The 12,822-nt window shown below is 40.7% G+C and carries 14 protein-coding genes; 11 read left to right on the top strand and 3 right to left on the bottom strand.

Annotated features, from left to right (window positions below):
• Positions 1-90: 90 nt before the first annotated feature.
• Positions 91-591 carry a CcdC family protein gene (locus FKZ59_RS00115; protein WP_141600699.1) on the top strand — a complete coding sequence of 167 codons (501 nt, stop codon included), beginning with the start codon at positions 91-93 and terminating at the stop codon, positions 589-591.
• 62 nt (positions 592-653) lie between these two features.
• Here the strand turns inward: FKZ59_RS00115 and FKZ59_RS00110 are convergent, their stop codons facing one another.
• Positions 654-1,076: a DUF2621 domain-containing protein gene (locus FKZ59_RS00110; RefSeq protein ID WP_141601058.1), complete on the bottom strand. Its 423-nt coding sequence runs from the start codon at positions 1,074-1,076 to the stop codon at positions 654-656.
• A 133-nt stretch (positions 1,077-1,209) separates the two neighbouring features.
• Here FKZ59_RS00110 and FKZ59_RS00105 point away from each other — a divergent pair, with 133 nt between their 5' ends.
• The 4 genes from FKZ59_RS00105 (at position 1,210) to FKZ59_RS00090 (ending at position 2,640) form a co-directional block, all read left to right on the top strand.
• Positions 1,210-1,428 carry a DUF1659 domain-containing protein gene (locus tag FKZ59_RS00105; RefSeq protein ID WP_141600698.1) on the top strand — a complete coding sequence of 73 codons (219 nt, stop codon included), beginning with the start codon at positions 1,210-1,212 and terminating at the stop codon, positions 1,426-1,428.
• 21 nt (positions 1,429-1,449) lie between these two features.
• Positions 1,450-1,662 (top strand): DUF2922 domain-containing protein, encoded by a 213-nt coding sequence (locus FKZ59_RS00100; RefSeq protein WP_141600697.1) that lies wholly within the window; start codon positions 1,450-1,452, stop codon positions 1,660-1,662.
• Between the two features lie 81 nt (positions 1,663-1,743).
• Positions 1,744-1,890, top strand: a complete 147-nt coding sequence (locus FKZ59_RS00095; RefSeq protein WP_141600696.1) for a YvrJ family protein — start codon at positions 1,744-1,746, stop codon at positions 1,888-1,890.
• A gap of 120 nt (positions 1,891-2,010) precedes the next feature.
• Entirely contained in the window at positions 2,011-2,640 is a 630-nt protein-coding gene (locus tag FKZ59_RS00090) for an SCO family protein (protein ID WP_141600695.1), read from the top strand.
• 31 nt (positions 2,641-2,671) lie between these two features.
• Here FKZ59_RS00090 and FKZ59_RS00085 read toward each other — a convergent pair whose 3' ends face one another.
• On the bottom strand, positions 2,672-3,775 hold the full coding sequence (locus FKZ59_RS00085; RefSeq protein ID WP_141600694.1) for a methionine biosynthesis PLP-dependent protein: 1,104 nt from the start codon (positions 3,773-3,775) through the stop codon (positions 2,672-2,674).
• A gap of 234 nt (positions 3,776-4,009) precedes the next feature.
• Here FKZ59_RS00085 and FKZ59_RS00080 point away from each other — a divergent pair, with 234 nt between their 5' ends.
• Positions 4,010-4,681: a lytic transglycosylase domain-containing protein gene (locus FKZ59_RS00080; protein ID WP_141600693.1), complete on the top strand. Its 672-nt coding sequence runs from the start codon at positions 4,010-4,012 to the stop codon at positions 4,679-4,681.
• Between the two features lie 85 nt (positions 4,682-4,766).
• On the opposite strand, the gene FKZ59_RS00075 is transcribed toward FKZ59_RS00080, so the two are convergent.
• The gene (locus tag FKZ59_RS00075) at positions 4,767-5,024 is read right to left on the bottom strand and encodes a GlsB/YeaQ/YmgE family stress response membrane protein (RefSeq protein WP_141600692.1); all 258 of its coding nucleotides are present in this window, start codon (positions 5,022-5,024) and stop codon (positions 4,767-4,769) included.
• A 719-nt stretch (positions 5,025-5,743) separates the two neighbouring features.
• Between FKZ59_RS00075 and ilvD the strand changes: the two genes are divergently transcribed.
• The 5 genes from ilvD (at position 5,744) to FKZ59_RS00050 (ending at position 12,789) form a co-directional block, all read left to right on the top strand.
• On the top strand, positions 5,744-7,414 hold the full coding sequence (gene ilvD / locus FKZ59_RS00070; RefSeq protein WP_141600691.1) for a dihydroxy-acid dehydratase: 1,671 nt from the start codon (positions 5,744-5,746) through the stop codon (positions 7,412-7,414).
• Positions 7,415-7,835: 421 nt separating this feature from the next.
• Complete coding sequence (gene ilvB / locus FKZ59_RS00065) at positions 7,836-9,593, top strand: biosynthetic-type acetolactate synthase large subunit (protein ID WP_141600690.1); 1,758 nt, start codon at positions 7,836-7,838, stop codon at positions 9,591-9,593.
• On the top strand, positions 9,590-10,111 hold the full coding sequence (ilvN, locus tag FKZ59_RS00060; protein ID WP_141600689.1) for an acetolactate synthase small subunit: 522 nt from the start codon (positions 9,590-9,592) through the stop codon (positions 10,109-10,111). The genes ilvB and ilvN overlap by 4 nt, the downstream gene beginning before the upstream one ends.
• A gap of 120 nt (positions 10,112-10,231) precedes the next feature.
• The gene (gene ilvC, locus FKZ59_RS00055) at positions 10,232-11,245 is read left to right on the top strand and encodes a ketol-acid reductoisomerase (protein ID WP_141600688.1); all 1,014 of its coding nucleotides are present in this window, start codon (positions 10,232-10,234) and stop codon (positions 11,243-11,245) included.
• Positions 11,245-12,789, top strand: a complete 1,545-nt coding sequence (locus FKZ59_RS00050; RefSeq protein WP_141600687.1) for a 2-isopropylmalate synthase — start codon at positions 11,245-11,247, stop codon at positions 12,787-12,789. The genes ilvC and FKZ59_RS00050 overlap by 1 nt, the downstream gene beginning before the upstream one ends.
• The last annotated feature ends 33 nt before the right edge of the window (positions 12,790-12,822 follow it).

The following is a 12,822-nucleotide window of genomic DNA, read 5'->3' as shown; positions in this document are numbered from 1 at the left end:
CCGTTGTGGTATATTATTAAAAAGCACTGCCTGTAATCAAGGCAGTTTTTTTAAGCCGCGAAATTGTTTTTTCCTTCGAGGAGGGGGTTTATGTTTGGAGTTATACCTTCTCGCTATGTCATCATTGCGAGTACTTTAATGGCCATATTGATGGGGACTTTCATCATGATGATGAGATTGCGTTCCCAAAAGAAACCGGTCAATGCCAGGAAAATACTTATTCCTCCCATTGCCATGTCTACGGGGGCATTGATGTTTATATTTGAAGAGTTTCGGGTATCTCCGCTTCAAATTTTGGAAGCTGTCGTGGTCGGCGTTATTTTTTCTTTTGTATTAATCGCCACTTCCAAGTTTGAAATCCGCGACAACGAAATTTATATGAAGCGGTCAAAAGCGTTTTTTATTATCTTGATCAGTTTGTTGGTAATCAGGACGATCGGTAAAGTCGTTCTCACCGATTCCTTTGATCCGGGGGAATTGGCCGGCATGTTCTGGATATTGGCTTTTGCAATGCTTTGGCCATGGCGGATTGCCATGTTGATTCAATATAAAAAGATCGAAAAATCCCATTTATTTGATAAAGCCTTATGAAAGGCAATGAGGATGAAGGCAATAAAAAATGATCATCCAATCAAGCGATTGGATGATCATTTTTATTTTTTGCTTTCGGCGAAATATTTTTCATATGGAGTTACATCGATGTTCATTTCGGCTAATTTTTTCCGCAGAAATTTGTGGTCCCTTTTAGGTGTTGCGATAATGTATCCTCTGATGATCAATTCCTGGTTGATTGTTTTCGCCCTTTCTTTTAAGGCGAGTTCCCCGATTTTTCCGGCTATGGATTCTTTCGCCTGCTGTCTGAAAAGTTCCGGTACCGGGCTCACAAGTTCATTCAAGAGCTGTTTTGCCTCATCATTCCACAAATGCAAAGTCTTATTAATATAGTAATCTTGCCAATCCAAATCCGATTTCCCATCTTTTTTTGGCAATGATTTTAAAAACTTCCGGAACATGAAAAATCCGCCGATGCCCATCAAAATCACCATGATAAAGCTCCAGGCAACAATCAGCCACATAATCCAGTCTTCCAACTTGTTCACCTCTTTCACTTCTCTAACCCATTATATCAAGGCAGAAAAATTTTTCATTAAGGTTGTCCCCATTTTTTTAAGAAATTGATATTTAAGTTAGTGAAAAGGGGGTGAGAGAATGGCGAACTTAACGTTTGAACAAGGAGCATTAAAGGTGGTTTTTGAAACAGGGATTGATGAATTCGGGGACTCCATTTTCACATCCAAAACTTATAAGAATGTACGCTCCAACGTTACGGCCGACCGGTTGGCAGGAGTTGTACAAGCTTTCATTCAGCTTTCCAAACATCCTTTAGTACAGGCTTCCATTTCTCGAACTGAAAAAATCGAACTGTAATCATTCGGGAGGGAATAGGAGATGTCTCAAGTGCTGGAAATGAAATTTGAAGCTGCGAACGGCAAGATATTTACCCTTTCATTGAACGATCCAAAACCCGGTTTAACGCCAACAGAAATTTTAAATGCAATGCAAAACATTATAAATCAAGATGTATTCCATGTAGATGGTTCAGCTCTCGTAGCCATTAAACAAGCGCGTTTAATCGATAAAACCATTACGAATGTAATTTAAGGTTTGCGTTCGGCAAAATCCCTCATCGGATTTTGCCGATTTTCTGATTCTTCATGGAATGCCAAAGGAGTGGCGGTCATAATGGAACAATGGATCACCCTTATTCAGGAGATTGGTTTTCCGGTCATAATTTCTTTTTATTTATTGCACCGGATCGAAACGAAGCTTGAAGCCATATATTCAGCGCTCGTGTCTCTGAAAAATGCGGGCAGGGAAAAAATATTTTAACGATGGAAAAAGTGAAAAATTTTTCACATTTTTGTAACGAACCTTTCATGAGTAAAAGGTTTTACTTCAATACTACTTTCATTTATGATAAACATAGTATTCCAAGGGAGTTGAGGCAGAATGAAGAAAAGACGTTTCATCATCTTTACCATGCTGTTGATTGTCGGAGTTCTTTTATCTTCTTGCAGCAATTATGATTTTAAACCGACAATCGAGTATAAAATACAGGATTTCGAAATGATCGATCATCGTGGAGAAAAAGTCACATTAGACGATTTAAAAGGTCAACCTTGGATTGCTATGTTTATCTTTACGAATTGTAATACGATTTGTCAACCGATGACATTGAATATGTCCATCGTGCAAGAAAAATTGAAAGAAAGAGGCGTGGAAGATTACAAGATCGTCGGATTCTCGGTGGATCCGGAAAGAGATACGCCGGAAGCTTTGGCAAAATATTTAGACTACTTTGATGTACCTGATGAATCAAAATGGCATCTGCTTACAGGGTATGATCAAAAATTCATCGAACAATTCGCATTGCAATCCTTTAAAGCTCTTGTCAAAAAACCTGAAAATGATGATCAAGTAGTTCACAGCTCCACATTTTATTTGGTTGATGAAAACGGTGTGGCCGTAAAATATTATACGGGATATTCCGAAGAAAAAAATTCCGGCAATGCCGTGCCATATGATGAAATTGCGATCGATGTAGAAACGTTGATTAAAAACATGAAAAAAAATAAATAAAAAATGCTTGGGATTTCCCAAGCATTTTTTATTATAAATCTCTTAACTGTTCGAAGACCTGTTTTAAATCGGCAATCAAATCTTCCGCATTTTCCAATCCTACGGAAAATCTCAACAGACAATCATCTACGCCGCGGGCAATCCGTTCTTCATACGGGATGTCTGCGTGCGTTTGGGTAGCAGGATATGTAATAAAGCTTTCGGGTCCTCCCAAACTTTCGGCAAAAGTGATCAGCTTCATGTTCTTTAAGAATGGGTTGACCAATTCCGGCTTCTTCAATCTAAAGGAAAGCATTCCGCCTTTTCCTGTATAAAGAACATCGGTAACCAACGGCTCTTCTTTTAAATAGGCGGCTATTCTTTTGGCATTTTCATCATGTTGTTTCATTCTCACATGCAAAGTTTTTAATCCGCGAATGACAAGCCAGCTGTCGAAAGGCGATAAAACGAGGCCCATACTGTTTTGATTGAATGCAAATTTTTCGCATAATTCTTGCCCTTTTGCAACGACAAGGCCTGCCAATGTATCGTTGTGGCCGGCGATATATTTTGTTGCGCTATGGACGACGATATCCGCTCCATGCTCCATCGGACGTTGGAAATAAGGGGTGTAGAAGGTATTATCCACAATGAATAGGAGGTTGTGTTTTTTGCAAATGTCATTGAAATAATCCAGATCAAATTCAATCATCAATGGATTTGACGGTGTTTCCAGGAAAATGGCTTTTGTTCGTCCGTTGATTAACCCTTCCACTTCTTCCGCCTTCGAGAAATAGACAGGCCGGATCTGATACATTTCATTAAAAGTTTTCAGCAGACGGTAAGTGCCTCCATAAACATCTTCCGGCAATAAAATTTCGTCGCCGGGTTTGAAAATGGAAAGCACTAATTGAATCGCCGCCATTCCTGAACTGCAGGCAAATCCTGCATCGCCGCCCTCCAGCTCGGCAATGCCTTTTTCGAGAATTTCGCGAGTTGGATTTTTTGTCCGAATATAATCATATCCTGTAGACTCCCCGATGCCGGTATGTCTGTATGCAGTGGACATATAAATCGGGGGATTTACAGCACCTGTTCTGCTATCGCTTTGGTTTCCTAATTGTACCAATTTGGTTTCGATCCAATTTTTTGTCATGACTGTCACTCTTTCCTCGCAAATACTTTATTGAATCAGTTATTTATCAATTTAACATAGGTTTAAATTTAAAAACAATAGTTTCAAGAATTAATAAAATATTTCTTATTTTTTTAATAGAATTAATAAAAAAATGACCAGTTTTATACACTTTTTTGTAATTTTAGTAATGGTGATTTTTCGATATAATCATTCATTGGGAAACTTCTTAAAGTATTTGCTCAGGGGGATATTATGGCAAAAAAGAAAAAAACGAAAAAACTTATGATGACCCCGGGAATGAAATTATTGCTGATTATTTTGCTCATTCCGGCATCAGTGATGATTTATTCCGCTTTTTTGAAATCGTGGTTCTATCATAAAGAAATATCAGAAATCGAAAAAATTCAAGAGGGATTTGATATAAAAATACCTGCGGAATATATTCCGATATACATAGCGGCAGGGAAGAAGTACGATGTGCCGTGGACTTTGCTTGCCGCCCACCATAGAGTGGAGACGAAATTTTCAACGACGGACACGTTGATATCACCAGTGGGGGCGGAAGGGCACATGCAATTCATGCCATGTACATTTGTCGGCTGGAATCATCCATCCTGCAACGGATTAGGGAAGGGGAATATTCCGGAATCCGAAAAAACCGATCCAAAAGTGATTGAAAAATATGGGGGCTATGGTGTAGATGCAAACGGAGACGGCAAGGCGGATCCCTTCGACCTCGAAGATGCCATTTTCAGTGCTGCAAATTTCCTTTCCAGATCCGGAGCGAAGGAAGGGAACATTGAGAAAGCGGTTTTTCAATATAATCACAGCAAAGAATACGTCAATAAAGTCCTATATTATTATAAACAATATGAACGGATCAGCCCTCTTTTGGAAAAAGAAGTCCTGGCGTGGTTTGAATAGAATGGCGTCATTGAAAAGCGGATAGGTGATTTAAAATGCAAAATGATCATCCATTTTAAGGATGATCATTTTTTGCATGGATATTTTAGTCGGTTGCTTTTCTAAACCCTTTCATGATTAAACTTACGACAAACACTAAAATAACTGCTCCGATTAGTGCCGGGAATACATAAAAATTCGAGATTTCCCAACCCCAGTTGCCCAATAGGGCGCTGCCGATCCAGGAACCGATAATTCCTGCGACGATATTGCCAATGATGCCTCCGGGAATATCTTTTCCCACAATGACACCCGCAAGCCATCCAATCACTCCGCCAATGACTAAATACCAAATGAAATTCATGATGATTCCACTCCTTTGCATAAACATCTGTTGTTGTGTTAGTGTGTTTCAAATGCGTTGAAGATATGCAGATAAAACGGTTCGTTAAAAAAAATAAAAAGATTTTTCAAAATATTTTGCAAAATGATGAAAAATGTCATATAATGTTCACAAAGAAGACAAATTTACGGGGATGGGGTGGATCAAATATGAATACTAATGTTGTGGAAAAATTGAATCGTCAAGGGATTATATTTGCTTTAATTCACACAATTGTATTATTCAATTTGGCCATCGATTTTACAATTGTGCCGATCGGCTGATCAAAAAATCTAACCCAATTTAAAGGGTTAGATTTTTTTTCGTTTCTATACACAAAAATTTAGGTCGCCCAATCGTTTTCATATCCATCCATTATAACCAGAAATAACCAATATACTGATAGAAAATTTTTATTATGATGAAAAATAGAAAAAAATAAAAAATTCGTGGAAAGTACCTGATTAATATAGAAAGAAAGCGTTTTCAGCTTAATTTAAAAATTTAAAATTTTATAAAAAATTTTTAAAATACTGTTGACGGAATGTGCAATTTTGTACTATTATGACAACAATTTCACCGACACTTTTTAAGAAATGTTAAATGAAAATTTACTATTAAACATTGTCGGAAAATTTTCAATAAACCTAAAATAAGTTTAAATATCGGAAATATCAGTAATTGCGAGGGGCGTTTGAAGTATGAGAAGTGATATGATCAAAGTAGGAGTTGACCGTGCTCCTCACCGTAGTTTGCTTTATGCTACGGGAAAGGTAAAACCAACGGACTTGGATAAACCTTTTATCGGTGTCTGCAACTCTTATATCGATATTATTCCAGGTCACGTTCATTTGCGAGAATTTGCTGAAGAGGTAAAAGAAGCGATTCGTGAAGCAGGCGGTATTCCATTTGAATTCAACACGATCGGTGTTGATGACGGAATCGCCATGGGTCACATCGGGATGAGGTATTCTTTGCCAAGCCGCGAATTGATCGCAGATTCCGCCGAAACCGTGATTAATGCTCACTGGTTTGATGGCGTATTCTTCATTCCAAACTGTGACAAAATTACACCTGGAATGTTGATGGCTGCTGTTCGCACAAACGTTCCTTCCATCTTTGTTTCCGGCGGACCGATGGAAGCCGGAAGAAGTTCTACAGGAAGACAATTATCTCTGACTTCAGTATTCGAAGGTATTGGCGCATATAAAACAGGCCAAATAACTGAAGAAGAATTTAAAGATATTGAAATGCATGCATGCCCTACATGCGGATCTTGTTCCGGAATGTTTACGGCTAACTCAATGAACTGCTTAATGGAAATGCTGGGCATTGCGCTTCCTGGAAACGGGACAATCGTCGCTACCAGCGAAAAAAGAAAAGAATTGATCCGTGAAGCTGCAAAACACTTGATTCGCATGATCAAAGAAGATATTCGTCCTCGCGACATCATTACAAAAGAAGCGATTGACGATGCCTTTGCTTTGGATATGGCGATGGGAGGTTCAACGAATACCGTATTGCATACGTTGGCCATCGCCCATGAAGCGGGAATCGATTACGATTTGGAGGATATTAATAAAGTCGCAGAACGGGTGCCGTATATCGCGAAAATCATGCCAGCTTCCGATATCTCGATTGATGATGTCCATAAAGCGGGCGGCGTGAGTGCCATCATTAATGAGTTGGCAAAAATTCCGGGCTGCATTCATCCTGATCGTATCACAGTGACTGGCAAAACGATCGGAGAACTTGTCAAAGGTCACGAAATTACAAATACAGATGTCATCCGCACAAAAGACAATCCATATAGCCCTGTCGGCGGATTATCCATCCTGTTTGGCAATCTCGCGCCTGAAGGATCTGTTATTAAAGTGGGTGCTGTTGATCCTTCCATTAAAACATTTACTGGGGAAGCGATTGTATTCGATTCCCAAGATGAATGTCTTGCCGCCATTGACGCAGGCGAGGTAAGGGAAGGCCATGTTGTGGTCATCCGCTATGAAGGTCCAAAAGGCGGTCCAGGAATGCCTGAAATGCTTGCGCCGACATCCGCCATCGTAGGACGCGGTCTTGGGGCCAAGGTAGCACTTATTACTGATGGCCGTTTCAGCGGCGCATCAAGGGGAATTTCGATTGGACATATTTCTCCTGAAGCTGCTGAGGGCGGACCTATTGCATTAGTCGAAAATGGTGATATAATTGAAATCGATTTACCAAATCGGACGATCACTTTAAAAGTTTCCGATGAAGAATTGGAAGAACGCCGCAAAAAACTTAAATCATTCGAACCAAAAATTAAAACCGGATGGTTGGCAAGATATTCAAAACTCGTGACAAACGCTTCAAAAGGCGGTATTATGAAAATATAATTTTCATAAAATTGTGATGAATTTTGAACTTTAAAATATTATAATAAAAATCAAAAATAAAAAGCTTAACTCAATGATGAGGTAAAAGGATATAGAGCATTGTATCTGCCAGAGAGTCGGGATTGGTGGAAACCGATGATACAACTATATCCGACATCCCCTCGGAGTGAGCTATTGAACGCGTCAAGCCTTTAGATAGCTCCGGGCACTATTTTCGTGTGCACCGTTACCAATGAATAGCTATTCCATCTATGTTGCCGTGGGTGGAATGTGTACAGCTATTCGCAGAGGTAGCGTTTTTTGCTACGAAAAAGGGTGGTACCATGAAAAGTCTTTTTCATCCCTTCGCAAAAGGTCTTCTTTTGCGGTGGAGAAAAAGGCTTTTTTATTTTAGAGATTTTAGAAGGAGGATGTATACGAAATGACTGCTAATGCGTCGACAAACGCAAAAATCGATGCCTCACCATCAGGGATGCAAGAAGTTGAAAAAAGACCGAAAAATGGCGCTGAAATATTGATACAAGCATTGCACGATCAAGGTGTTGATATTGTCTTCGGTTATCCGGGCGGTGCTGTACTTCATGTCTATGACGCGATGTATAAAAATCCGATCCGCCACATTTTGACTCGTCATGAACAAGGAGCTATCCACGCTGCAGAAGGTTATGCGCGTGTTTCAAATAAACCGGGGGTTGTCATTGCGACAAGCGGTCCTGGAGCGACAAACTTAGTAACAGGTATTACTGATGCAATGATCGATTCGATTCCGTTGGTGATTTTTACAGGCCAGGTTGCAACGAATGTTATCGGTTCTGATGCATTCCAGGAAGCGGATATTATCGGGATTACAACTCCTATCACAAAACACAATTATCAAGTCCAAGATGTAAATGACATTCCACGGATTGTAAAGGAAGCATTCCATATCGCCAACACCGGAAGAAAAGGCCCGGTATTGATCGATTTGCCTAAAAACATTTCAACGGCTATCTTTGATGAAACGAAAGCAAATGTTCCGGACGAAGTATATTTGCCAGGTTATCAACCAAATTACAAGCCGAATTATCTGCAAATTCAGAAAGCTATCCAGGCAATCAGCGAAGCGAAGAAACCGGTTGTGCTTGTAGGAGCAGGGGTATTATTTGCGGATGCATGCGATGAACTTGTTGAATTTGTAGAAAAATACAGACTTCCGGTCGTAACAACGTTGCTTGGTTTAGGAAGCATTCCCGGCACACACGAATTGAACTACGGAATGGCCGGCATGCATGGAGCGGTGGTCGCAAACGACGCCATTACAAAATCCGATTTGATTATCAACATCGGCTCCCGTTTCGATGACCGTTTGACTGGCGATACTTCCCGTTTTGCACCGGAAGCAAAAATCATCCATATCGATATCGATCCTGCGGAAATCGGCAAAAATATCCGTACGGACATCCCGATCGTTGCAGATGCAAAAGAAGCGTTGAAAGCCTTGTTGAAAAATGATTTCAAAGCTCCGGATACGGCTGAATGGATCGACTATCTGAACAAAGTTAGAGAAGAGTATCCGTTCTGGTATGAAGCGGATGACAAAGAAGTATTGCCGCAGCAAATTATCGAATTGATCCACAAAATTACAAACGGCGATGCAATTGTTACTACTGACGTGGGCCAACATCAAATGTGGGCTGCCCAATATTATCTTCAAAACCACAGCCACCAATGGGTTACATCCGGCGGCCTTGGAACGATGGGATTCGGTTTGCCTGCTGCAATCGGGGCGCAATTTGCCAAACCTGATAAAAAAGTCATCTCCATTTTAGGCGATGCAGGATTCCAAATGACATTGCAAGAGCTTGCATTATTAAAAGAATTCAACCTACCAGTAAAAGTCATCATCATCAACAATGCAGCGCTCGGCATGGTGCGTCAATGGCAAGAATTATTCTATGACGGCCGATACTCACAAAGCTTAATGCCGGTTCAGCCGGATTTCGTCAAACTTGCAGAATCTTACGGCATCAAAGGATATCGCATCCAAACAATCGATGAAGCCGAAAAAATCTTGACGGAAGCGATCAATTCCGATGAACCGGTACTGGTGGATTGCCGAGTAAAACAGTTAGAAAATGTATATCCAATGGTTCCTGCTGGTAAGGCACTTTTCGAAATGGTAGGGGTGAAAAAGTTTTGAAACGAGTAATTACGGTAACAGTCATCAATCAAAGCGGAGTATTGAACCGGGTTACGGGATTATTAATGAAAAGACAATTCAATATTGAATCCATTACGGTTGGGCACACAGAACAACCAAATATCTCCAAAATGACCCTGGTGGTAAATATTGAAGATGATGTAAAACTGGAACAGTTAATTAAGCAATTGTCGAAACAAATCGATGTATTAAAAGTGAATGATATTACGGATAAATCCATTGTTCTTCGCGAACTCGCTCTGGTGAAAGTGGTATCTCCGCCTAACTTGAGATTGGAGATGAATGCCATTGTTGAACCGTTTAGACCGCAGATAGTGGACACCTCAAAAAACGTTGTCACATATCAGGTAGTCGGACATCCGGATAAAATCGATGCATTCATCGAACTGGTGCGTCCATACGGCATTAAAGAATTGACGCGGACAGGTGTGACAGCAACGGTTCGCGAAGTGCAACAAAGTTTCTATGAAAGCGCGCCGCTTTCATTATTGAAATAATGGTTGTTCGAAAAATAAATGGTTGGTACATTCAATGCAAAGATAGTTTTCTGAACTGTCTTTGTCATTGAAATTATATAAATTATATGAAAAGATAAAAAATTTAGGGGGAAACGAAAGATGACAAAAATGTATTATCATAACGAAATCAATGAAACAGTATTAAAAGAGAAAAAAATCGCAGTTATTGGATATGGTTCACAAGGGCATGCCCACGCTCAAAACCTTAAAGAATCCGGTTTTGATGTACGTGTAGGTATCCGCCCAGGTAAATCAGCAGAGCAAGCAAAACAAGATGGACTAGATGTGAAATCTGTAGCTGAAGCATCCAAAGAAGCGGATGTCATCATGATTCTGCTTCCCGACGAAGTACAAAAAGCGGTGTATGAAGCGGAAATCGCACCAAACTTGGAACCAGGCAATGCATTGGTATTCGCTCACGGATTCAACATTCATTATAAACAGATCGTACCGCCGGAAGATGTAGACGTAATATTGGTAGCGCCTAAAGGTCCTGGCCATTTGGTTCGCCGCACATATGTAGAAGGTGCAGGGGTACCGGCATTAATCGGCGTTTATCAAGACGCGACTGGCAAAGCAAAAGATCTTGCGCTTGCTTGGGCTAAAGGAATCGGTTCTGCCCGTGCAGGGGTTCTTGAAACAACATTCAAAGAAGAAACTGAAACTGACTTATTCGGTGAACAGGCAGTACTTTGCGGTGGACTTACTCATCTAATCAAAGCCGGTTTTGAAACATTGGTAGAAGCAGGATATCAGCCTGAAAGCGCATATTTCGAATGCTTGCATGAAATGAAATTGATCGTGGACCTAATCTACGAAGGCGGATTCTCCAACATGCGCTACTCCATTTCAGATACTGCCGAATGGGGAGATTATGTATCCGGTCCGCGTGTAATCACTGATGAAGTGAAAGCCAACATGAAAAAAGTGCTTGAAGATATCCAAAACGGTAAATTTGCAAAAGAATGGCTTGAAGAAAACGCGAATGGACGTCCACGCTTCAATGAATACAAAAAACGCGAACAAGAGCATCAAATCGAAAAAGTGGGTGCGGAATTGCGTAAAATGATGCCTTTCATCAATGAAGGAAATCGGAAGGTTGTGATTAAATAGTGCGTAAGATTGATATTTTTGATACGACTCTACGTGATGGTGAACAGTCGCCAGGCATTAATCTAAATACTGCAGAAAAGATTGAGATTGCAAAACAACTTGAACGTCTGGGGGTAACGATTATAGAAGCAGGATTCCCTGCTTCCAGCCCCGGCGACTTTGATGCGGTAAATAAGATTGCAGGAACTGTAAAAAATTCCATTGTTACAGGTCTTGCGCGCTGCGTAAAAAACGACATCGACCGCGCATGGGAAGCATTGAAAGTGGCCGAACAGCCGCATGTCCATGTATTCCTGGCGACAAGCCCGATTCATATGGAATACAAATTGAAAAAGACGCCTGATCAGGTCGTCGAGCAAGCGGTTGAAGCGGTTAAATATGCAAAAAAATTCTTCCCTCTTGTTGAATGGTCTGCTGAGGACGGATTCCGTTCCGATCGCGAATTCTTGGTTCGGATTATCGAAAAAGTAATTGAAGCCGGAGCAACGACAATCAACGTTCCGGATACAGTGGGTTATGCAACACCGCAAGAATATGGAGATCTGTTCAGATATTTAAAAGAAAATGTCCGCGGAGCAGAGAAAGTGAAATTCTCCGCTCACTGCCACGATGATTTAGGAATGGCCGTGGCCAATTCATTGGCTGCAATCGAGAACGGTGCGGACCAAATCGAATGTACCATCAACGGAATTGGTGAACGGGCAGGGAATGCTTCATTAGAAGAAATTGCTGTTGCCCTTCACATCCGAAAAGATTTTTACCAGGCCGAAACTGGAATCAATCTAAAAGAAATCAAGAGAACATCACAACTTGTAAGCCGCTTGACTGGATTCTTAGTACCGCCAAATAAAGCGGTTGTCGGCAAAAACGCCTTTGCCCATGAATCCGGAATCCACCAAGACGGAGTGTTGAAAAATAAACAAACGTACGAAATTATTTCTCCTGAGCTGGTGGGAGAAGGAGAAGTGCCGCTTGTGCTCGGTAAACACTCCGGCCGTGCCGCATTCCGCGATCGTGCACAAAAATTAGGATTTGAATTGTCAGATGAAAAATTGAATAAAGCCTTCGAAGAATTTAAAAAGCTTGCCGATCGCAAAAAAGAAATTACAGAAGAAGATCTAATTACATTATTAACGGAACAGTCTGTATCTATTGAAAACATTCCAAAATTTGAATTAAATAGTGTTCAAGTTTCATATGGTACAGACAATATTCCGACTGCTACCGCTTCTGTTACGACACCGGAGGGAGAAACAAAAGCTCTCGCAGCGACTGGCGCCGGTTCAGTTGAAGCCATTTTCAATACCCTTGAACAATTAGTCGATTCCAAGGTCAATGTTCTGGATTTCCAAGTGACATCCGTAAGCAAAGGCAGAGATGCTTTGGCGGATGCAGTAGTAAAAATTCGCTATAATGACGTGACGACGACTGGACGTGATTCTTCGCAAGACGTACTTGAAGCCACGGCCAAAGCATTTGTCGATGCGATTAACAGATATCTATTCCACGAAAAGTTCGTAAAAAAACATATTGCACAAATTTAATTGTTGTTGATCGATTCAGTTACGCCATCAAAT

Origin of the sequence: Ureibacillus terrenus (assembly GCF_006569205.1) — a bacterium.
Taxonomy (GTDB): Bacteria; Bacillota; Bacilli; order Bacillales_A; family Planococcaceae; genus Ureibacillus; species Ureibacillus terrenus.
This window is presented reverse-complemented; position numbering and strand designations above follow the sequence as displayed.